The sequence below is a fragment of the Flavobacterium sp. genome, from assembly GCF_046317795.1.
Classification (GTDB): domain Bacteria; phylum Bacteroidota; class Bacteroidia; order Flavobacteriales; family Flavobacteriaceae; genus Flavobacterium.
In genome coordinates this window covers 1-22,435 of the sequence record NZ_JBKCVI010000215.1, presented here as the reverse complement: position 1 = coordinate 22,435, position 22,435 = coordinate 1, and the positions used below count along the sequence as shown (strand labels likewise).

Genomic DNA, 22,435 nt, shown 5'->3' with positions numbered 1-22,435 from the left:
TACATTCCACTTCTAATCGCCTCAACGGGATCCAATTTTGAAGCAGAAATGGCTGGAAGAATTCCAGAGATTAAACCAATAATAGCTGCTAAACTTGTTCCTAAAAGAATATTTGCAAAACTCAAAACAAATTCAAAATCTAATACTTTAGTTAAAATCATAGCAATTATCCATACCAAAAACAATCCAATAAATCCACCAATTACACAAAGAATTATAGCTTCAAAAAGAAATTGGAACAGGATAAATTTATTTTTAGCTCCCAAAGATTTTTGAATCCCGATTAAATTGGTTCGTTCTTTTACTGAAACAAACATAATATTGGCAATTCCAAATCCACCAACAAGTAAAGAGAATAAACTAATGATCCAACCTCCAATTTTCAAATTGTCTATTATGCCATCGATGAAATCGGTAAAGCCAGAAAGAATGTTGATAAAAAAGTTGTCAATTTCTCCTTGTTTAACCCCTCTATAACTGCGGACTTTTTGGGCAATTTCTGCTTTTAGTGCAGCAATATCTACTTCTTTTTCAGGTTTAATAACAACAACAGGAAGAAAATTATTAGCGTTATCACCTTGTAATCTTCTGATAAAATTTACTGGAATAAACACCGAATCATCATCGCTATCGCCTAGACCCATACTTTGTCCTTTCTTTTTGGTAACACCAATAACTTTTACATTTTGACCATAAATTCTAACCGATTTCCCAATGGGATCAATTTCATCGAACAAACTTTGGGCAATAGTATAACCCAAAACTATTACTGGAGCAGAAGAATTAGATTCAGATTCGTTAAAAAATCGCCCTTTGTTGATTTCCATTCTTTGAATATCGGCAAACTCATAGGTAACAGGAACCACATTGACACTTGAAACTGATTTTCCTTCATGTTTTACACTTTCGCCAGAAAACATAAAATATTGATAGCACACATCTTCAACATTATTTAAAGAAGCTTTTAAATACTGAAACTCTTCATAGTTCATATCGGGAAACTGTTGTCTTTTCCATCGAGGAATATCTGTTGGTCCAAAAGATTCTCGAGTTAAATAAATAGTGTTTTTATCCAAAGTACTTAAATCTCCTTTAATCTTTTTGTCTAAAGAATCAACTGCTGCTAAAACCGCAATAATGGTAAAAATACCAATAGTCACTCCCAAAAGCGACAACATAGTACGCAATTTGTTATTGCGCAAAGCATTCATTGCAAAGGCAAAACTTTCTTTCAATAAACGAAGATAAAATAACATCTACTAGTTTTTAGGATGCGTAAATTTCATGAAAATAATCTGAAATCGCTAACATTTTGATGACTGTTTATAGGTGTAATAAAATAAAATTTTGTTACAGTTCTTTCTTGAATTTTGCAATCAAAAAAACTACTTTTGTTTGCTTAAATATTCCTGTTTGCAGACAGCCATAATATACACAACATGACAACTACAAAAAAAATTAAATCCGCTTTGATTTCAGTCTTTTCAAAAGAGGGTTTAGAACCAATTGTTCGAAAACTACACGAACAAAATGTGACTATTTATTCTACTGGCGGAACAGAAGAATTTATCAATAATCTAGGAATTCCGGTTGTTCCTGTTGAAGAAGTTACCTCATATCCATCCATTCTTGGCGGAAGAGTAAAAACGTTGCATCCGAAAATCTTTGGTGGAATCTTAAACCGTCAAGACAACGAAACGGATGTGCAACAAATGCGAGAATTTGAAATCCCGCAAATTGATTTGGTAATTGTCGATTTATATCCGTTTGAAAAAACAGTTGCCTCAGGAGCAAATGAACCGGATATTATTGAAAAAATTGATATTGGTGGAATTTCATTGATACGAGCAGCCGCAAAAAACTTTAAAGATACCGTTATTGTAGCTTCAGTCAATGAATATGCCATGTTGTTAGAGTTGATTTCTTCGCAAAACGGCGAAACAACATTAGAACAAAGAAGACTTTTAGCAACAAAAGCGTTCCATGTTTCTTCGCATTATGACACAGCAATTTTCAACTATTTCAATACAGATGAATCGTATTTTAAAACTAGTATAGCCGATGGTCAAATATTGAGATATGGAGAAAATCCACACCAAAAAGGATTTTTCTTTGGCGAATTTGATAACATGTTTACCAAATTACACGGAAAAGAATTATCGTATAACAATTTACTAGACGTTGATGCAGCGGTAAATCTGATTTTAGAGTTCAAAAACAATGAACCAACATTTGCCATTTTAAAACACAACAACGCTTGCGGTTTGGCCACAAGAAAAAACATCAAAGATGCTTATTTGGCAGCTTTATCCTGTGATCCAACTTCCGCTTTTGGTGGGGTTTTGATTGCTAACTCCAACATAGATTTGGCTACAGCCAAAGAAATAAATTCGCTTTTTTGTGAAGTTGTGATTGCTCCTGAATTTGATGAAGAAGCGGTGGCAATTTTATCTGAGAAGAAAAACAGAATTATTTTAGTACAACATGCCGTTGAATTGCCTCAACGTCAAGTGAGAACATGTTTAAACGGATTGTTAGTTCAGGACAGAAATACGATTACCGACTCAAAAGAAAACCTAAAAATTGTTACAAATACTTCACCAACAGCTCAAGAAATTGACGATTTATTATTTGCCTCCAAAATTTGTAAAAATACGAAATCAAACACGATTGTTTTTACTAAAAATAGTACATTAGTGGCATCAGGAACGGGTCAAACTTCCAGAGTCGATGCTTTGAAACAAGCGATTGAAAAAGCAACAACTTTTGGTTTTGATTTAAAAGGTGCAGTAATGGCAAGCGATGCTTTTTTCCCTTTTCCCGATTGTGTCGAGATAGCTCATAACGCAGGAATCACTGCTGTAATTCAGCCCGGTGGCTCGATAAAAGATGAATTGAGTATTAATTTTTGCAATGAAAATAAAGTTGCAATGGTATTTACAGGAACACGTCATTTTAAACATTAATTTGTTTAACTTTGAGCGTTAAAATTTTATAAACGTTAAACCCTACAAAAACCTATGGGATTTTTTGATTTCATGACTGAGGACATCGCCATTGACCTTGGTACCGCAAACACTCTGATAATACACAACGATAAAGTTGTCATTGATAGCCCATCAATTGTTGCTAGAGATCGAATATCGGGAAAAATTATTGCTGTTGGAAAAGAAGCCAACATGATGCAAGGAAAAACTCATGAAAATATAAAAACCATACGCCCATTGAAAGATGGGGTTATTGCCGATTTTGACGCGTCTGAAAAAATGATTAGCATGTTCATCAAAAGCATTCCGGCCTTGAAGAAAAAAATGTTTACACCAGCCCTTCGAATGGTGGTTTGCATTCCATCTGGAATTACAGAAGTAGAAATGCGTGCGGTAAAAGAAAGCTGTGAACGTGTAAACGGAAAAGAAGTATACTTAATTCACGAACCTATGGCTGCAGCCATTGGTATTGGTATTGATATTATGCAACCAAAAGGAAACATGATTGTAGATATAGGTGGTGGAACTACAGAAATTGCTGTTATTGCCTTAGGCGGAATTGTTTGTGATAAATCAGTTAAAATTGCTGGTGATGTTTTTACCAACGATATTGTGTACTACATGAGAACGCAACACAACTTATTTGTGGGTGAAAGTACCGCGGAGAAAATCAAAATCACTATTGGAGCAGCTACAGACGATTTGGAAACACCACCAGATGATATGTCAGTTCAAGGTCGCGATTTATTGACTGGAAAACCAAAACAAGTAGAAGTATCCTACAGAGAAATAGCCAAAGCTTTAGACAAATCTATCCAACGTATTGAAGATGCTATCATGGAGACTTTATCACAAACACCACCTGAATTAGCAGCCGATATTTATAACACAGGAATTTATCTTGCCGGTGGAGGTTCGATGCTGAGGGGATTAGACAAACGTATTTCTCAAAAAACAGATTTACCAGTTTACATAGCCGAAGATCCATTGAGAGCCGTAGTTCGCGGTACTGGAATGGCACTTAAAAATATTCCGAAATTCAGAAGCATACTTATAAAATAGTATTCAGTTTTCAGTTTTCAGTATACAGCTTACATTATACATTTATACAGCTAAACCATGCAGCAAATTGTTAATTTTGTACTTAAAAACAGTAATCGTTTACTGTTTTTGCTGCTTTTGGTTATATCATTATCATTAACTATTCAATCACATTCCTATCATAAAAGCAAAATAATTAGTTCTGCTAATTTTTTTACAGGCGGAATATATGAGAAAATAAATAATATTGATGAGTATTTTAGTCTAAGAGCCCAAAATGATGAGTTGGCTATTGAAAACGCCAGATTGAAATCACTTTTATTCAATCAAAAAGACACTACAAAATTACCCGAAATAGATTCTATAAAAGGAGTTAAAAAAACGGATATCATCGTTTCAAAAGTTATTAGAAATTCCTATAGTACTTTCGAAAATTATCTAACTATTAATAGTGGTGCTGCTTCTGGAATAAAACCAAATATGGGAGTAATTAACAGTGCGGGAATTATAGGAATTGTTGACAATACTTCAAAAGACTATGCTACTATAATTAGTATCTTGAATGTCAAATCTCAAATCAATGCTAAGATTAAAAAATCAAATCATTTTGGTTCATTGGTCTGGAATGCAAAAAGTACTGGATTTGTTCAATTAATAGACGTGCCAAGACTCGCTGGTGTTCGCAAAGGTGATACTATTGTAACAGGTGGACAATCAATAATTTTCCCAGAAAACATTGGTATTGGTACTATTGACAAAGTATATATTGATAACGTAACCAATTACTACACTTTGGATATAAAATTGTTTAATGATATGACAAACTTAGGACATGTTTATATTATTAAAAATAAAGATGCTGAAGAAATATCCAATTTAGAAAGTCAGACCAAGAAAAATGAATAGTGCTTTATTAGAAAATAGTGCCCGATTTATCTTGTTGCTAGCTGCACAAGTTTTGATATTCAACAGAATTGATCTTTTTGGATATATCAATCCATTTCCATATATGCTATTTATAATACTATACCCTGTTAACGGAAATAAATCAGGATTATTGTTGGCTAGTTTTTTTTTAGGGATACTGATGGATATGTTTTGTAATTCTGGAGGTGTTCATGCAGCTGCTTGTATTGTGCTAGCTTATTTTAGACCTTCAATATTTAAATTTTCCTTCGGATTAAGTTATGAATATCAAACCGTTAAATTAAATGATATTTTGACACCCGAAAGGTTTTCATTTATTTTAATTGCAGTGGTCATTCACCATAGTGTTTTATTTATACTAGAGGTTTTTAAAATTAGTTTACTCATAGATATTTTACTGCGCACAGTTTTAAGTACACTATTTACAATCATTACTTGTATTATCATAATCTATATTATAAAACCAGGTAAACGATGAGAAAAGTATTATTACCTACAATAATTTTCATTGCCACAATTTTACTAGTTATTCGGCTTTTTTACTTACAAGTAATTGATAATACTTTATTGGCCAAGTCAGACAATAATGCCATAAAAATCAAATATGATTATCCAGAAAGAGGTTATATTTATGATAGAAATGGTAAACTCTTAGTGGCTAATCAACCTTCCTATGATATCATGGTTATTCCTAGAGATGTAAAAAATTTGGATACTACTGAATTCTGTTCATTACTTAAAATAACAAAAGAGGATTTCCTAAAAAAGATTGCTAAAGCAAAGGTATATAGCCCAAGACTTCCTTCTGTTTTTTTGGCGCAACTCAACAAAAAAGAATATGCTGCCTTTCAAGAAGTTCAACGAAAGTTTAAGGGTTTTTATATCCAAAAACGTTCTTTAAGAGATTACCAGGTTAGTGTTGGTGCTAATATTTTTGGATTTATTACTCAGGTTAATGATAAAATAATTAAAAAAAATAAGTACTATAACAGCGGAGATTTAATTGGCAGACAAGGTGTTGAGGAAAGTTATGAGGATATTTTACGAGGTGTAAAAGGTGTAAAATACATTCAAAAAGACAAATACAACCGCGATATTGGTTCTTATAAAGAGGGGAAATTTGATACTATTGCTGTACAAGGAAAAGATATTAATCTAACCATAGATGTTGATTTACAAAAATATGGTGAAGAGTTAATGATTAATAAACGAGGTGGAATTGTTGCCATTGACCCAAAAACTGGAGAAATACTAGCTTTGGTAACCGCACCATCTTATGATCCTGCTATATTGGTAGGCAGACAACGGTCTAAAAATTATACCAAGTTATATCATGATTCAATTGCAAAACCACTATACGACAGAGGACTTTTAGCTGAATATACACCAGGTTCGCCATTCAAAATACTAACAGGATTAGTTGGATTACAAGAACGTGTCATTGATGAAAACACCTCTTTTGTATGTCATCACGGGTTTAGTTATGCTCGCGGGAGATTTATGAAATGCCACGACTCTGGAGTTTCGGTATTGCATAATGGTTTTTACAATTCTTGCAACACCTATTTCGCCAATGTTTACATGCGAACAATTAATAAATATGTTAAACCATCTGATGGAGTTGATGTTTGGAGTAACCATCTAAAAAGCTTTGGTCTTGGTCAATTTATGGGCTATGATTTACCAACAGGTAAAAAAGGTAATCTTCCAACCTCCAAAACGTATAAAAAAATGTATCCTGGTTGGGGTTGGGATAGTAAAACGATTGTTTCTAATGCAATAGGACAAGGAGAAGTTTTAATGACACCTATTCAGTTAGCCAATATGATTGCTATAGTTGCTAATCGTGGTTATTACTACACACCACATATTATTAAAAAAATTAAAGGACTTCAAATTGACAAAAAATTTAGAACAAAACATGTCACAACAGTCGATAAAAAGTATTTTGAACCTGTAATTAGTGGTTTATTTGATGTTTATAATTTAGGTACAGCAAGAGGATTGAATGTAGAGGGAATTGATATTTGTGGAAAAACAGGAACCGCTGAAAACTATACAAAAATTAATGGAAAAAGAGTAAAACTGCAAGATCATTCTATTTTTGTGGCTTTCGCCCCAAAGGATAATCCAAAAATTGCAATCGCTGTTTTTGTTGAAAATGGATATTGGGGTAAACGTTGGGCTGGACCAATTACAAGTTTGATGATTGAAAAATACATCAAAAGGAAAATCACTAGAAAAGATTTAGAAAAAAGAATGTTAGAAGGAAGTCTTCAAGCAGAATATAATAAATACATAGCAAATCCGATAAGAGATACGCTAATTAATACCAATACTACCACAATTGTAAAAGAAAAATTGCCAATAAAAAAAGAAACCGAAATTAAATCAACTGATACAACTGGGAATTAATTTCTACAATTTATGAAAAATCAAAGTGTAACTAATAATCTTGACTGGATAAGCGTTGTAATCTACTTTATCTTGCTAATAATGGGATGGCTCAACATTTATTCCTCCTCTTTATCGACTGTAGATCAAGAAACTTCAATATTTGATTTCTCACAAATCTATGGTAAACAGTTCCTTTTCATTGTACTGACTATTCCTTTAATTTTTGTCATTCTATCAGTAGACGGAAAATTTTACGAAAAATTTTCCAGCGTTTTCTATGTCATAGGTTTATTGTCTTTGGCTGGTTTGTTTGTTTTTGGGAAAACCGTTAAAGGACAGGCAAATTGGTATTCCTTTGGAGCTTTTGGGCTGCAGCCATCTGAATTTGTCAAAGCAGCAACAGCACTTGCTCTCGCAAAATATCTTAGTGATGTTCAAGTTAATCTTAAAGATTTCAAACAACAATTACAAGCATTAGCCATAGTGGCGTTACCTATTTTGCTTATCCTTCCTCATGATCCAGGAAGCGCCCTTATTTATAGTGTATTTATTTTAGTATTGTATAGGGAAGGTTTGCCTTCATGGTATGTTTGGACTGGATTTATAGCTTTAATTTTATTTATATTGGCTTTAATTATAGAACCGCTAGTTTTAATTGGAATTGCTTTAGCTGTTATTATTTTTGTGTATTTCAGAAGTAGGTTAATCAATCGCAATTGGGTACTTAGCAGTATAATATTTGTTATGATTGGCGGATTTGTATTTTCGGTTGATTATGTCTTTGAAAATGTGTTTAAACAACATCATCGTGATCGTTTCAATATTCTTCTAGGGAAAGAAGTGGACATGAAAGGTATTGGTTATAATACAAATCAATCAGAAATCGCCATCGGTTCTGGCGGATGGTTTGGAAAAGGGTATTTAGAAGGCACTCAAACAAAAGGCGGATTTGTCCCTGAACAGCACACTGATTATATTTTTACAACTGTAGGAGAAGAATGGGGATTTTTAGGTTCGCTTATTGTAATTTCACTTTTTGTAATCTTAATAATTAGAATTATTTACCTCTCCGAAAGACAAAAAACTAAGTTTAGTCGAGTCTACGGCTATTGTGTCGCTGGAATTTTATTCATTCATTTCTTTGTAAATATTGCTATGGTGGTTGGTATTTTCCCAACTATTGGAGTGCCATTACCTTTCTTTTCCTATGGTGGTTCAGGGCTTTGGGGATTTACTATTTTACTTTTTATCTTCCTCAAAATGGATGCTAATAAGGTAAATGAATGGTAAATAATCATCAAAAAAATGCCCTAAGTCTATTTATTTACTTAGGGCATATTTATTTTTAATTGAAACCGATTACGATTTTACTAACTTTTCCTTTTTTACTTTTGAAGATAATCCTTTTTTATTTTCGGATTGTAAGTCATTTAAAATATGAATGGCTTCCTCTATATAAATATCCTTTGACAAACTTTCATGCCATCTATCTCTTTTCTCTTTAAGTACGGAATCATTGTTCATACTCTCAATTTCATAAGGAAGCGATTTAAATTCGAAAGCATTTTTATAATCAACTATGGATTTATATTTTTTGTTTTTATCCTCGAGTGATTTCTGCTCTGCTTTAAATTTATCAATATTCAAACTATAAACATTTTCTTTATTTCTTTCATCTAACCATTTTGCATTTTCATCTATCAATTTCATTTGTGCATTATTTTTCATTCTTGTTTTACTTTCTGCTATGGCTAAATCAAAATTGTTTTGTTTATCCCAAATTTTAAAATCGGCTGGATCAATTTTATCCCATGGCATGGCATTATCAATATCACGTTCGCCCATTTTTAAATAAGAATATTTGTCTGGAATAGCAATATCGCTTTTCACTCCTTCTAACTGAGTTGATCCTCCATTTATTCTATAGAATTTTTGAGTTGTAGTTTTTAGCGCTCCCAAATCTCCGTAGGTACTACCCCGAACAAATTGATTTAAATCTATAACGTTTTGTACTGTTCCTTTTCCATAGGATTGTTTACTTCCAATAATGACTCCGCGTTTGTAATCTTGAATAGCTGCTGCTAAAATTTCTGAAGCCGAAGCCGAAAATTCATTGATCATGACTACAAGTGGTCCATCCCACTGCACTTTTATGTCTCTATCATAAAGCACTTCTTTTTTTCCTGCTGCCGATTTAATTTGAACTATTGGTCCTTGCTCTATAAACAAACCAGCAATATCAACAACAGTTTTCAAAGAACCACCACCATTATCTCTTACGTCCATCACAATTCCTTGAACACCTTCATTTTTTAATCTTTCCACCTCTATAGCCACATCTTTTCCAGCATCACGACTGTTTATATCTTCAAAATTGATATAAAACTTAGGCAAATAAATCACGCCATATTTAAATCCATCTTTTTCAACAATACTCGATTTAACATACGTTTCTTCAATTTCTACTTCGTCTCTAATAATAGTAATCACTTTTATCGTGCCATCTGTTTTCTTAACTGTCAAACGAACTTCTGTCCCTTTTGGACCTTTTATCTTTTTAACAACATCATCCAAACGCATGCCAACTACATCAACTGGTTCAGCATCACCTTGAGCAACTTTTAAAACCATATCGCCCGATTCTAATTGTTTTCCTCTCCAAGCTGGACCCCCAGAAATTAATTCTGATATTTCTGTAAAATCCCCTTTCTTTTGTAATCTAGCGCCAATGCCTTCCAATTTTCCACTCATACTAACGTCAAATCGCTCTTTTTCACTTGGTGCCATATAGGAAGTATGTGGGTCAAAACGTGAAGCAATAGCATTTACATATACTGAAAACCAATCTTCTCTATTTAAATCAGCAATAAAATTAAAATTGTCATTCAAAGAATTTAGAGTACTTTCTCTTGTTTCTTTTTCTAATTGTTGAAATGTTTTTGGCTCTGATTTTTTAATTGCCTCTTTATTTTTAAGCTTATCCTCTTCCAGTTTTTGCTTCTCAACTAATGAAGATAAAGCCGATAATTTCAGTTGCAAACGCCATCTTTCTTTTAATTCTTGTACATTTTTTGAATAAGGCATAGTTTCATAATCAGTATTGAAACTTTCGTCTTTTTTATAATCAAATGGACTAGCTAATGCCTCTTTATAATAGCTTTTGCTTTCATCCATTCGTTTCATTAAACGAGCGTATGTTAAATCAAAAAAAGTTAAATCTTTTTCTCGAATAAAATCATCAATTTTTGTTTCATATTTGGCAAACTCATCAATATCAGATTGCAAAAAGAAACGTTTTGACGGATCTAACGCATTTAAATAATCTTTATAAACTCCTTTTGAAAAAGCATCATCAATAGCCGCGGGATTATAATGGCCTTTCTCAATAACAAAAGCTAAAAGTTCTATTAGCAATTTATCTTTCTCAGGATCTGATGCTTTTTCTTTTGGAATAAAACTCCACAAGGCCACTGATAAAGTTATAATTACCAGTAGTATTTTATAATTTCTTTTCATAAATTGAATTACATTATTCATTAATTATTTGGTCTAAAAATAAACAAAAAAATATAGCAATGATTTTACACCGAAGTTATTTTAGTTAACAATGGAATGCATATTGATTGCAAAAACCTAATTTTTCAAAGTTATAAAAAATGTAGCTGTATAAAACCTTAAAAAAAGTTAATTTTACAATCGGTAATATAAATACAAAAACTGTGCTGTAATGTTATAATTCATAAAAAATAAAAATGATTTCCAAACCAACCATTTTAGTGACCAATGATGACGGGATAAATGCTCCAGGAATTCGCACTTTAATTGCTGTCATGGCAGAAATAGGTGATGTTCTTGTTGTTGCTCCCGATAGTCCTCAAAGTGCAATGGGTCATGCAATCACCATCAACAGTACATTGTATCTGAATAAAATTTCTGATGAAAATGCTGCCATTACAGAGTATGCTTGTTCTGGAACTCCAGTAGACTGTGTAAAATTGGCAGTTAATGAGATTTTGAAAAAGAAACCCGATTTATGTGTGTCAGGGGTCAATCACGGTTCCAATTCATCCATAAATGTAATTTATTCAGGAACGATGAGTGCCGCTGTTGAAGCAGGCATTGAAGGAATTCCCGCTGTAGGTTTCTCATTATTGGATTATGCTTGGAATGCTGATTTTGAAACTATAAAACCATTTATAAAGAAAATTGCTTTGGAGGTTTTGGAAAAAAGATTATCCGAAGGCACCGTTTTGAATGTAAATTTTCCTAAACTGAAACAAAATGAAATAAAAGGAATAAAAATTTGCCGTCAAGCCAAAGCCATTTGGATGGAAAAATTTGATAAAAGACAAACGCCTTATGGCAAAGATTATTATTGGTTAACAGGAGAATTTGTCAATCAAGATAAAGGTGAAGATACCGATGAATGGGCATTGGCAAACGGTTACATCTCTATTGTTCCAGTTCAATTTGATTTAACGGCTCACCATGCAATTGCTCAACTAAATACTTGGGATTTATAATTTAAAACTATGACACGAGCGTTAGCGACAACATTATTTACCAAAAAAAATAAAACAAAAAAAATGACACGAGCATTAGCGACTGCATTTTACACTAATATCAAATAAACACACGTAAAATGAAATACTATATCATTGCTGGTGAAGCTTCGGGTGATTTGCACGGTTCCAATTTGATGAAAGCTCTTTATAAGGAAGATTCAAATGCGGACATTCGATTTTGGGGTGGCGATTTGATGCAAAATGTTGGAGGAACTTTGGTGAAACATTATCGTGAATTAGCTTTTATGGGTTTTGCGGAAGTGGTTATGAATTTAAAAACCATACTTGATAATATCAGCTTTTGCAAAAATGACATACTGAAATTCAATCCCGACGTAATTATTTTTATTGATTATCCAGGTTTTAACATGCGCATCGCCAAATGGGCGAAACAAAAAGGAATAAAAACACATTACTATATCGCTCCTCAAATTTGGGCATGGAAAGAAAATCGTATTAAAGCCGTAAAAAGAGATTTCGATAAATTATTTGTGATTCTTCCTTTTGAGAAAGATTTTTTTGAAGTAAAACACCTTTTTCCTGTTGATTTTGTTGGTCATCCTCTAATAGATGCTATTCACAACCGTGAAAAAACAGATGAAGTATCATTTAGAAAAAACAATAATTTAGATGAAAAGCCAATTATAGCCATTCTTCCTGGAAGTAGAAAACAGGAAATTTCAAAAATGCTGAGTGTTATGCTTAGCATTGTTAGTGATTTCCCAACGTATCAATTTGTAATTGCGGGTGCGCCTAGTCAAGATTATCATTTTTATGAACAATTTTTAACCAACAAAAATGTGAAATTTATTTCTAACAAGACTTATGATTTGCTGAGCATAGCCACTGCAGCATTAGTAACCTCTGGAACGGCAACCTTGGAAACGGCTTTATTCAAAGTACCCGAAGTGGTTTGCTATAAAGGAAGTTGGGCTTCCTATCAAATTGCCAAACGCATTATTACACTAAAATACATTTCGTTGGTGAATTTAATAATGGGTGAAGAAGTGGTCACAGAACTTATTCAGGAAAAATTCAATTCGAAAAACTTAAAAAAAGAACTTTCAAAACTTTTGGACTCCAGCTATAGAAAATCTTTGATTGGAAAATATGAGGTGTTAGAAAACAAACTTGGAGGCATAGGTGCAAGTGAAAAAACTGCTAAATTAATCCTAAAAGAGTTGAAGTAGTTGGTTTTAGTTTAAAAAATGCTATCTTTGAAATTCTAAAATTTTTGAATGAAAAACATAATTAAAATAGCTCTTTTTTCGATTGTTTGCTTGAGCAATTCTTTTGCATCAAACAGTTTGAATAAATCTATTTTAAATAAAAAAAATGATTTTCATGATTTATTAGTAATCGATACAGTAAAAGTTACTACTACTGACCCCAAAAAAACCGATCCCAAAAAGAAAACAATCCTTAACAATAAAAATGAAAATGATATTGTTATTGATGAAGAAAATGACAATTATGTTGTAAAACAATTAATACATGTTGCTTCGGATAATTTAGGAGTTACTTATCGTGCAGGAGGAACTTCAAAAAAAGGATTTGATTGTTCTGGATTAGTATATGCTACTTTTATCAAATTTGATTTAACATTGCCGCGTTCTTCACATGAAATGGCCGAAGTTGGCACAAAAATTGATCCACAAAACGCCAAAAAAGGCGACTTGATTTTCTTTATCAATAGAGGTCAAAAAAGAATTAACCACGTTGGGATAGTTGTAGAAGTAATTGATGATGAAATCAAATTCATTCATTCATCAACACAAAGTGGTGTTGTCATTTCTTCCATAAAAGAACCTTATTATCAAAGAACCTTTGCACAAATTAATCGAGTTCTTGAATAATTTTCTTGCTTAATTAAAATATTTTTGTGTAATTTGATTACATGAAAATCTTACATTTCCCTTTAGCAAAAATTTCGTTAGCTTTTATCATTGGAATAGTATCTTTTCAATATTATAAACCATCTCCAATTTGGGTTTTTGGAAGTGTATTGTTTTGTGTATTTTTATTACTAGTTTTTCATCTTCTTAGCAGAACCAAAAATAATTTTAAATTAATTTTTGGGGTTCTATCGTTACTAACTTCTCTTCTTCTTGGTGTTGCCAGTTCCATTATTCATAAGGAAACATATAATTCATTGCATTATATAAATCAAATCAAAGATTATGAAAATCAACATTTAATTCGATTAGTAATCAATGAAAAATTAAAAAATACCCAAAAGAATACTCGCTATATTTCAACTATAAGAAGCGTTGATAAACAACAAAGTTTTGGAAAAATAATACTCAATATTAAAAAACCAAATCAAATAGACAGCATAAAAATTGGAGCTGAATTGAATGTTATCGGGATGCTATATAAAAACAAAGGTTCTTTCAATCCCAATCAATTTGATTATGGAAAATACTTGGAAAATCAAGAAATTTATGCTCAGGTTTATGCCAATGAAACTCAAATAAATATTGTTGGAACACAGAAAACTATTTGGTCCCAATTTTCAAATTTCAGAACAAAAATTATTGAAAACTTAGCGCTTTCTAATTTCAAAAAAGAGGAACTCAATATCTTGATTGCTTTATTACTAGGACAACAACAAGATATATCTCCTGAAATTTTGAAAGATTATCAGTATGCTGGAGCGGTTCATATTTTATCAGTTTCCGGATTACATGTGGGTTTTATATTAATGTTTATTACTTTTTTGTTAAAACCAATGTCCAATTCTAAAAGGAATGCTATTCTGAAATTAGTAATCATTTTAGTTTCTCTTTGGACTTATGGCATATTGGCTGGATTGTCGGCTTCAGTTGTGCGTTCTGTTACTATGTTTTCATTTGTTGCCATTGGAATTCACCTTAAAAGAACGGTAAATATTTTTCACACTTTAGTCGTTTCAATGCTCTTGATATTACTATGGAAACCGTCTTTTCTATTTGACGTCGGGTTTCAGTTGAGTTATCTGGCTTTGTTTTTTATCCTTTGGGTACAACCTTTGCTATCAAATATTTGGCAGCCAAAAAATAGAATTATCCAATACATTTGGGACATAGTCACTGTTTCTACAGCGGCTCAAATTGGTGCTATGCCATTGAGTATTTATTATTTCCATCAATTCCCTGGATTATTCTTTATAACCAATATTATTGTTTTGCCGTTGCTCGGTGTTATCATGATTATTGGGTTGATAGCCATTATCATTGCGTGTTTTGGAATCGTACCTTTTGTTATTGCAAAACCTCTGGAATTTTTGATTGAATTTTTAAATTATATTATTCATTGGGTGGCTACTTTTGAAGATTTTATTATCAAAAATATCTCTTTCAATAAGGAAATGCTTGTTGCTTCTTATTTGGTTATTATCTTCAGTGTACTATGGTTTAAAAAAAATACGTTTCAGCGGTTATTTTTGACACTCCTTAGTATAATATCACTTCAATGTGTCTTTATTTATACCAAATTTAAAGCAGAAAATACCGATGAGTTCATTGTTTTCAATGCAAAAAAACACAGTATAATCACCGAGAGAAAAAAAGATCTCATCACTGTTTATAGCAACGATAGCATATTAGAAAATATTGACAACAACTTGGCAATTCAATCCTACCTGATTGGTAATTTTTGCAAAATTGAAGAAAAAAAGAATATTGGAAACCTTTTCTATTTTAAAAATAAAAAGATTTTGATAATTGACAGTTCCAGTGTTTATCTAGAAAAAACTAAGCCCGATATTTTAATCGTTATTAATTCTCCAAAAATAAACCTAGTGCGTGTCTTTGAAAGCTGGAAGCCAGAACAAGTTGTGATAGATGGTTCAAATTATAAAAGTTATGCTCGCTTGTGGGAAGCTACTTGTAGAAAAGAAAAAATCCCTTTTCACAATATTAATGAAAAGGGATTTTATAAGCTTTAATTTGTTGTGTAAGCCGTTTTTGTGGGTTTGTTCGCTAAAATCTTATCAGCGACAGCTAACCAAGCTGTTGGACCACCGGCAACATAACCTGTACTTCCTAATTTTTCAAGATTAATTTTCCCGTCTTTTTTTGAACCCTTTACAAACCAAACTGTTGGATAACCCTGTACTGCAAATGTTTGTTGCAATTCTGCGTTTTGTTTTTTAATTTCTGGCTGTTGTGGTGTACTTCTTGGAAAATCTAACTCTACTAAAATAACATTATCTTTTGCCCATTTTGCAAATTCTGGTGTTTTGAATACTTCTTTTTGTAAACGTATGCACCATCCACACCAATCACTTCCAGTAAAAAATAAAAATAATGGCTTTTGAGATTTTTTAGAAATCTCTAAAGCTCTGTTCATATCGGTTTGCCAAGTTAATTCCTGAGACTGTATTGTTAACGAACCCAAGACTAAAAATAAAGTAATTGCTATTTTTTTCATTGATCTAAATTTTTTTTACAAATATAAACAAAAACAATACCAAACAATAGCTGCTACTTTACATCTTGCATTAATTTTTTAACGAAAGGAGAAATGAAAATTAATACTACTCCCGCAATCAAAGCATATATGGCTAATTGTTGATACCCATCGGCATACACATTTAGTTTTTCTAGATTGGTGGCATTTTTAGAAGCTTTTGCAATATTGGCTCCCAATAATCCAGCAAAATATTGACCATAAGCACTTGCTAAAAACCACATTCCCATAATTACGGCTTGTGTTTTTTGTGGTGATAATTTTGTCATGGCACTCATTCCTATTGGTGATAAACAAAGTTCTCCAAAAGTGATGATGAACCAACCAAAAGTAAATAAATCTAAGGAAGTTCTACCCGAAGCATCTGCGAAAAATTTAGTGTAATAAAATATCCAAAAACCTCCAGCAAGGAACAAGAATGCTAATCCAAATTTAATAACCGTATTAGGTTCTATTTTTCTTTTTGCCATCCACAGCCAAACCAATCCTACAATAGCTGCAAAAGCAATTACAAAGAAAGAATTCGCAGAATTATTAACACCATTTGGATCTAATGGAATTCCCAAAACAGTACCATTCAAATTTTCTGCTGCAAAATCGCTTAAGGAGCCACCACTTTGTTCAAAAAATGCCCAAAAGACTATTGAAAACAGCATAAAAATTACTGCAGCAATAAGTTTTTTATTTTCAATTATTGAAAAATTTTTCATTTCATAAGCTAAATACAAAATGGAAATAGGACCAATTGCAAACATAAAATAATCGGTGTAAACAGTATTAGAAACCATTACAATAATTATTGGAACAATTAAAATAGAGCCAACATAAGTGCTCCATTCATAAAATTTCCTTTTTGATTTATCTAGATGTAATAATGGTGAAAGACCGATTTCTCCTAAACTTTTTTGAGTTTGTGTGAAAGTCAAAAGGCTAATAACCATTACAACAGCTGCTATGCCGAACGCAACATTCCACTTTAAGTTATCAGGAATTAGATTAGAAAGCATTTGTCCTTTTCCAATAGCAATACAAACATATCCACCAATCAATGCTCCAAGATTCACACCTGCATAAAACAAGGAAAAACCTGCGTCCGTTCTTGAATCGCCTTCTTTGTATAGTTTTCCAACCATTGAAGAAATATTGGGTTTAAAAAAACCTGTACCTACGATACTAAAACTAACACCAACAAAGAAAAATGACTTTGGATTGATTGCTAAAATTAAACTTCCAACAATCATTAATAAACCACCCCAAAAAAGTGACTTTCTAAAACCAAAAATTTTATCTGCAAATAATCCGCCAATAAATGTGAACGCATAGACCCATGCTTGAGTGGCGCCATACTGTAAATTTGCTGTTTCTTTGTCCATTAATAAATAATGAACCATATAAAAATACAACATTCCGCGCATTCCGTAAAAACAAAAACGCTCCCACATTTCGCTAAAGAATAAATACCACAATTGTTTTGGGTATTTTCCTTTAAAGTTTTGAATTTGTTCTGTATTCATTTTTTATTTTTAAATCTATAAGGTTTTAAAAACCTTATAGGTTTGGTTGATTAAAATTAATATTTTTGATTGAATGTAAATGAATAAAATTTTCTAAATCTCCAAACCATGAAACAACTTCTTGTCTTTCAATCTTTGATGGGCTATCAGAAAAAAAAGAATTATAAGATGAATATTTCCAATTATATAGAAATAAACAACAATTGTGATGAATGGGATTTTGATGAATATACAAAACTAAATTTCTTAAATACTCTTCATCAAAAACAAGCGTTCTTCTTAAATAATCGATAAACAATGCGCCTTTTCTATTAAACCTTTTGTTATATGATTTTGTATAACTGTTAAAAAAATTGCTAAACTGTTGCATTACAAACTCCTCGTAATTTAATTCGGTTTCACTTTTAATATTTGTTTTCTCTTTTGAAATCTCCATTTGTTTATAATGATCATATAAATGGTTTTTGCCTTTTATTTCTATCAAAAAATGAAAATGGTTTGGAATTAAAACATAACAAAAAGTCGTTGCAATTGGACTAATATATTGGCCAAATTTCTTTAAGAAATAAATATAATTATCATCATTTCTAAATAGCTTTTCACTACCAACAGCTTGATTGAAAATATGATATTTATTATTTGGTTCTAATTGTATAAAATACTTCATTCTTGTATATTAAAACCTAACGATTTTAAAAAACCTTTAAGTTTGGCTTTTACTATTAAACCTATAAGGTTTTAAAAACCTTTAAGTTTATTTTTTACATTAAACCTATAAGGTTTTAAAAACCTTTAAGTTTGTTTTTTACTATTAAACCTATAAGGTTTTAAAAACCTTATAGGTTTAGCAGTTATTAATTAACCCCGTGGTCTTTCATTACTTTATTTAAGTTTTTTACAAGAGCAAACATAAGTATTGTTGCGAACATCAAAAGCGCAAAGTTTACCCAAAAGAAATTGGCTTTGTCATCATATGTATCCCACATACTGGCTAAAACACCACTTAATTTATTTCCGATGGATGTGGCTAAAAACCATCCGCCCATCATTAATGCGGTGATATTTTTTGGAGATAATTTAGAAACTATTGACAATCCCATCGGACTAAGAAATAGCTCTCCGATTGTAATAATTCCGTAATTGGCAACTAACCACCACACCGAAACTTTCTCGGTTCCATTATTTCCAATATGAACTGCGGCAACCATCACTAAAACCGATAAGGCGGAAATTAATAATCCAAAAGCAATTTTCGTTGGCGTTGATGGTTCTTTTTTTCTGCTGCGCAAATAGGTAAAAAAGGCAACAATTAATGGTGTTAAAATAATAACCCAACCCGGATTAATCGATTGACTTAAACTAGTTACCCAAACGCTTATAGTTTTCCCGTCTTGTGGTAATGTTTCTTTTGAAGCATTTCTAAAATAAACCGGATAGTCGACTACTTTTTTAACTTCGCCATTTTCTTTTTGAAGTCGAAATTTATCATCATATAACTCGGTTTCTGCTTTTTTGTATTCTATTTCTTTAGATTGTACGAGTGTAGAAAATACTTTTTCTGTAGTTCCGGTTACTTGTCGATCTGTATATCGGTCTGCCCACGTATTGAGAGCTGAACCGTTTAATTTGAATACCGCCCAAAATAAAATGACCACGGCAAAAATGGAAAGCAATGCGCCTATTTGTCTTTTCTCATCAACTTTGGCTTTAAAATACAAACTTCCATAAAAATAAACTACCGGAAGACAGGCAAAAATAAAAGCATCGGTACTATCGGAACCAAAAATGGCACTATCCAAATTAATATCCGATTGAACTCCTTTTATCAACCAGCCAATAATTCCAAAAACCACTGAAGGTAAAAGAATAAATAATACAATTTTTGAAAATGGCATATCGCCTTGTTGAATTCCTTTCTTTTCGGTTTTATTTCCATAGTGCTTTGTTCCTAAGAGGAATACAATAACACCAATAAACATTCCAACTCCAGCTGCCATAAACGCGTATTGCCATCCTAAAAGAATTTGCAATGCTGCTCCAAAAAAGTTACAAACAAAAGCACCAACATTGATTCCCATATAGAAAATATTGTATCCTTCATCCTTTTTTTCTTTGAATTGCTCATCATTATAGAAATTCCCTAGAAGTGTAGAAATATTGGGCTTAAAAAATCCGTTTCCTAAAATTACTAAAGTCATGGCAAGATAGAGCATTGGTAAACTATGGATTCCCATCATGAAATATCCTGCGCCCATCATTAAACCACCAATAACTATCGATTTTTTGTATCCCAAATATCTATCGGCAACCAAACCACCAACGAATGGTGTTAAAAATACCAAGGCAATAAAAGTTCCGTATAAATCGGACGCTTCTTTTTCAGTCATGGCAAAACCAGCTTCGACATCTTTGAGGTATAAGGTAAAAATACCGATCATTAAATAGTAACCAAAACGTTCCCACATTTCGGATAAAAACAAGTAAGGCAGTGCTTTAGGATGACTTTTCCACATAATAGTTTAAGTTTTTAAAAAAACCTCCAAGGAAAGTTGGAGGTTTGAAAGATATAAAATTATTTTTAAAAATGATTAGCGAACTCCGTGCATCATTTTTTTGATTACTGGTGTTAATAAGAATAAAATAACCGATGCAATTCCACAAAGCACGACAAACACCATGAAGAATTCGTATAAATTAGTGATTTCAAATCCTGCAAATGAAGGATAATGATCGCTAATTTGATTATCTGCTAATAACTTAACTTGTTCTGCAGTTGGCGTAATTGATTTGTCTAAAACGCCTTGTAAATCAATTCCAAGTTCAGTAGCTTTTTTAAATTTGTCACCTGTTGCCGGTAATATTGAACCTAAAGTTCCAGACAAAGCATATCCTGCAGCACTAGAAATAAAGAAAACACCATAAGCCAATGAAGCAAAACGTTTCGGAGCTAATTTACCAACTAATGATAATCCTATTGGGGATAAACATAATTCTGCAAAAGTTTGAATTAGATATAATAAAATCAACCATTTAATAGCTAGTAAACCTGAGTTTCCTATATCTTTTACGTTATTTGCAATGATGAAATAGCTTACTGCAATTAACAATAAACCAATTGATTGTTTTACTGTAGAAAGTGGTTCTCTATTTTTCGCTCTCAATTTATCCCAAAGGACACTAAAAGGAAAGGCAAAAATAACGACAAACAATCCGTTAAAAATTTGAACCATAGAAGGTGGCATGTTCCATCCAAACATGTTTCTGTCGGTCTGATTATCGGCAATAAAAGTTAAAGATGAACCAGCTTGTTCAAATGCTGCCCAAAAGAAAATAATAAAGAACGACATGATGTAGATTACCCAAATACGTTGCGTTTCTACTTTTGTCAGAGTGCTATCCAATAATATCAATGTTGCTAGTGAAACTCCACTTGCATAAATAAATGGATAAATATATATTTTAACCACATTTTCGCCCTCAGTAAAATAATTAAAAATAAAAAACACAACTGCAAAAACTGCCAATGCCGTAATGATAGATTTCATCGAAAACTCTGCTTTTTGTGATTCTCCTTCTTCATAATCACCAGCATCGTTTCCTGATGGAACACCACCAATTGCTTTACCTTCTGGCGTAACAACATATTTATTTTTTAAGAAAAAGAAAATTGCAGTTCCAATAATCATTGCGATTGACGCAGCTAAAAATCCCCATTTAAAAGCATGAATATCTCTAATTCCACCTGAATCTTTTACATCTCCTATAAGTGGACAAATAAACTGACCTAAAAATGCTCCAATATTAATTCCCATGTAAAAAATAGTAAAAGCTGTATCCAATTTAGATTTTTCTTGTTTTGGATACAAACTTCCAACCATTGATGAAATATTTGGTTTAAAAAAACCATTTCCAAAAACTATTATTCCTAAAGCAGACCACATCAAAGTATTTGCCAAGCTTAGATTTGTACTGAAAACACTTGCACTAAAAAACAATAGTAATTGTCCTGTAGCCATCATTACTCCACCAATCATAATACAATTCCTGTTTCCGAAAAAACGATCAGATATAAAACCACCTAACATTGGTGTTAAATAACAAAGTCCAAGAAATCCACCATAAATAATTGATGCTTCTTCCTCTTTCATCATTAATGAATTAACCATAAATAAGGTTAAAATTGCACGCATTCCGTAGAAATTGAACCTTTCCCACATTTCTGTTCCAAATAGTACCCAAAGCCCTTTTGGATGTCCTGTTTTTACTGTTGTTTCACTCATAAAATTGGTTTTTGTTTGTTTTTGGTTTATTACAATTTCTCTTTGATAAAAGTAGTCATTTTGTTGAATATCCGCATTCGATTTTTATTTTTTATATCCAATTTTCACTCTTTCGCTTTGAGTTGCAATTTCTTTATTTTCTGTCATTAAAAATTGAATTGCTTCAAAGATATCTTCAAATTGTCTATCATATTTACTTTCTAAATCTTTTATTTGGATTTGTAAATTTTCTATATTCAAAAGTGTTCTTCTTAACGCTACAAAAGCTCTTA

Annotated in this window: 17 protein-coding genes and 1 pseudogene; 10 read left to right on the top strand and 8 right to left on the bottom strand. The window is 32.0% G+C overall.

Going from position 1 to position 22,435, the window contains the following annotated elements; all coding sequences use genetic code 11:
- A partial coding sequence (locus tag ACK5ON_RS12680; RefSeq protein ID WP_409823136.1) for an ABC transporter permease occupies window positions 1-1,256 on the bottom strand: 1,256 nt, incomplete at its 3' end.
- 183 nt (window positions 1,257-1,439) lie between these two features.
- On the opposite strand from ACK5ON_RS12680, the gene purH reads away from it, so the two are divergent.
- From purH to rodA, 6 genes are read left to right on the top strand one after another with little or no spacing between them, the layout of a single operon-like run.
- Complete coding sequence (gene purH, locus ACK5ON_RS12675; RefSeq protein ID WP_409823133.1) at window positions 1,440-2,966, top strand: bifunctional phosphoribosylaminoimidazolecarboxamide formyltransferase/IMP cyclohydrolase; 1,527 nt, start codon at window positions 1,440-1,442, stop codon at window positions 2,964-2,966.
- 54 nt (window positions 2,967-3,020) lie between these two features.
- Window positions 3,021-4,049 (top strand): rod shape-determining protein, encoded by a 1,029-nt coding sequence (locus ACK5ON_RS12670; RefSeq protein ID WP_121312631.1) that lies wholly within the window; start codon window positions 3,021-3,023, stop codon window positions 4,047-4,049.
- 57 nt (window positions 4,050-4,106) lie between these two features.
- Window positions 4,107-4,934 (top strand): rod shape-determining protein MreC, encoded by an 828-nt coding sequence (gene mreC, locus ACK5ON_RS12665; protein ID WP_409823130.1) that lies wholly within the window; start codon window positions 4,107-4,109, stop codon window positions 4,932-4,934.
- On the top strand, window positions 4,927-5,433 hold the full coding sequence (locus ACK5ON_RS12660; protein WP_409823127.1) for a rod shape-determining protein MreD: 507 nt from the start codon (window positions 4,927-4,929) through the stop codon (window positions 5,431-5,433). The genes mreC and ACK5ON_RS12660 overlap by 8 nt, the downstream gene beginning before the upstream one ends.
- Window positions 5,430-7,370 (top strand): penicillin-binding protein 2, encoded by a 1,941-nt coding sequence (gene mrdA, locus ACK5ON_RS12655; RefSeq protein ID WP_409823124.1) that lies wholly within the window; start codon window positions 5,430-5,432, stop codon window positions 7,368-7,370. The genes ACK5ON_RS12660 and mrdA overlap by 4 nt, the downstream gene beginning before the upstream one ends.
- 12 nt (window positions 7,371-7,382) lie before the next feature.
- A complete protein-coding gene (rodA, locus tag ACK5ON_RS12650) occupies window positions 7,383-8,642 on the top strand; it encodes a rod shape-determining protein RodA (RefSeq protein WP_409823121.1) in 1,260 nt (419 codons plus the stop codon).
- A 69-nt stretch (window positions 8,643-8,711) separates the two neighbouring features.
- Here rodA and ACK5ON_RS12645 read toward each other — a convergent pair whose 3' ends face one another.
- Window positions 8,712-10,889 carry a carboxy terminal-processing peptidase gene (locus ACK5ON_RS12645; protein WP_409823120.1) on the bottom strand — a complete coding sequence of 726 codons (2,178 nt, stop codon included), beginning with the start codon at window positions 10,887-10,889 and terminating at the stop codon, window positions 8,712-8,714.
- A gap of 215 nt (window positions 10,890-11,104) precedes the next feature.
- Between ACK5ON_RS12645 and surE the strand changes: the two genes are divergently transcribed.
- From surE to ACK5ON_RS12625, 4 genes are all read left to right on the top strand, one after another.
- Entirely contained in the window at window positions 11,105-11,875 is a 771-nt protein-coding gene (gene surE / locus ACK5ON_RS12640) for a 5'/3'-nucleotidase SurE (RefSeq protein ID WP_396174393.1), read from the top strand.
- Between the two features lie 119 nt (window positions 11,876-11,994).
- Window positions 11,995-13,107, top strand: a complete 1,113-nt coding sequence (gene lpxB, locus ACK5ON_RS12635; RefSeq protein WP_409823115.1) for a lipid-A-disaccharide synthase — start codon at window positions 11,995-11,997, stop codon at window positions 13,105-13,107.
- A 48-nt stretch (window positions 13,108-13,155) separates the two neighbouring features.
- Entirely contained in the window at window positions 13,156-13,773 is a 618-nt protein-coding gene (locus ACK5ON_RS12630) for a C40 family peptidase (RefSeq protein WP_396174397.1), read from the top strand.
- Between the two features lie 41 nt (window positions 13,774-13,814).
- Window positions 13,815-15,845 carry a ComEC/Rec2 family competence protein gene (locus tag ACK5ON_RS12625; RefSeq protein WP_409823112.1) on the top strand — a complete coding sequence of 677 codons (2,031 nt, stop codon included), beginning with the start codon at window positions 13,815-13,817 and terminating at the stop codon, window positions 15,843-15,845.
- On the opposite strand, the gene ACK5ON_RS12620 is transcribed toward ACK5ON_RS12625, so the two are convergent.
- The 6 genes and pseudogenes from ACK5ON_RS12620 to ACK5ON_RS12595 form a co-directional block, all read right to left on the bottom strand.
- Complete coding sequence (locus ACK5ON_RS12620; protein WP_409823109.1) at window positions 15,842-16,330, bottom strand: thioredoxin family protein; 489 nt, start codon at window positions 16,328-16,330, stop codon at window positions 15,842-15,844. The two genes, ACK5ON_RS12625 and ACK5ON_RS12620, sit on opposite strands and share 4 nt — an antisense overlap.
- A 53-nt stretch (window positions 16,331-16,383) precedes the next feature.
- Complete coding sequence (locus tag ACK5ON_RS12615; RefSeq protein WP_409823106.1) at window positions 16,384-17,883, bottom strand: peptide MFS transporter; 1,500 nt, start codon at window positions 17,881-17,883, stop codon at window positions 16,384-16,386.
- A gap of 34 nt (window positions 17,884-17,917) precedes the next feature.
- A complete protein-coding gene (locus ACK5ON_RS12610) occupies window positions 17,918-18,550 on the bottom strand; it encodes a transposase (protein WP_396174404.1) in 633 nt (210 codons plus the stop codon).
- Between the two features lie 187 nt (window positions 18,551-18,737).
- A complete protein-coding gene (locus ACK5ON_RS12605; RefSeq protein ID WP_409823103.1) occupies window positions 18,738-20,396 on the bottom strand; it encodes a peptide MFS transporter in 1,659 nt (552 codons plus the stop codon).
- A gap of 75 nt (window positions 20,397-20,471) precedes the next feature.
- A complete protein-coding gene (locus tag ACK5ON_RS12600; protein ID WP_409823100.1) occupies window positions 20,472-22,163 on the bottom strand; it encodes a peptide MFS transporter in 1,692 nt (563 codons plus the stop codon).
- Between the two features lie 84 nt (window positions 22,164-22,247).
- Window positions 22,248-22,435: pseudogene (locus ACK5ON_RS12595) on the bottom strand (ORF6N domain-containing protein); the annotation flags it as partial.

Excerpts from the sequence above, each read along its gene's own strand:
- ACK5ON_RS12670 (WP_121312631.1), top strand. The coding sequence starts at position 3,021 with ATGGGATTTTTTGATTTCATGACTGAGGACATCGCCATTGACCTTGGT.
- ACK5ON_RS12615 (WP_409823106.1), bottom strand. The coding sequence starts at position 17,883 with ATGAATACAGAACAAATTCAAAACTTTAAAGGAAAATACCCAAAACAA.
- ACK5ON_RS12610 (WP_396174404.1), bottom strand. The coding sequence starts at position 18,550 with ATGAAGTATTTTATACAATTAGAACCAAATAATAAATATCATATTTTC.
- ACK5ON_RS12630 (WP_396174397.1), top strand. The coding sequence starts at position 13,156 with ATGAAAAACATAATTAAAATAGCTCTTTTTTCGATTGTTTGCTTGAGC.
- ACK5ON_RS12600 (WP_409823100.1), bottom strand. The coding sequence starts at position 22,163 with ATGAGTGAAACAACAGTAAAAACAGGACATCCAAAAGGGCTTTGGGTA.
- ACK5ON_RS12660 (WP_409823127.1), top strand. The coding sequence starts at position 4,927 with ATGAATAGTGCTTTATTAGAAAATAGTGCCCGATTTATCTTGTTGCTA.
- ACK5ON_RS12645 (WP_409823120.1), bottom strand. The coding sequence starts at position 10,889 with ATGAATAATGTAATTCAATTTATGAAAAGAAATTATAAAATACTACTG.
- mrdA (WP_409823124.1), top strand. The coding sequence starts at position 5,430 with ATGAGAAAAGTATTATTACCTACAATAATTTTCATTGCCACAATTTTA.
- rodA (WP_409823121.1), top strand. The coding sequence starts at position 7,383 with ATGAAAAATCAAAGTGTAACTAATAATCTTGACTGGATAAGCGTTGTA.
- surE (WP_396174393.1), top strand. The coding sequence starts at position 11,105 with ATGATTTCCAAACCAACCATTTTAGTGACCAATGATGACGGGATAAAT.
- purH (WP_409823133.1), top strand. The coding sequence starts at position 1,440 with ATGACAACTACAAAAAAAATTAAATCCGCTTTGATTTCAGTCTTTTCA.
- ACK5ON_RS12605 (WP_409823103.1), bottom strand. The coding sequence starts at position 20,396 with ATGTGGAAAAGTCATCCTAAAGCACTGCCTTACTTGTTTTTATCCGAA.
- mreC (WP_409823130.1), top strand. The coding sequence starts at position 4,107 with ATGCAGCAAATTGTTAATTTTGTACTTAAAAACAGTAATCGTTTACTG.
- ACK5ON_RS12625 (WP_409823112.1), top strand. The coding sequence starts at position 13,815 with ATGAAAATCTTACATTTCCCTTTAGCAAAAATTTCGTTAGCTTTTATC.
- ACK5ON_RS12620 (WP_409823109.1), bottom strand. The coding sequence starts at position 16,330 with ATGAAAAAAATAGCAATTACTTTATTTTTAGTCTTGGGTTCGTTAACA.
- lpxB (WP_409823115.1), top strand. The coding sequence starts at position 11,995 with ATGAAATACTATATCATTGCTGGTGAAGCTTCGGGTGATTTGCACGGT.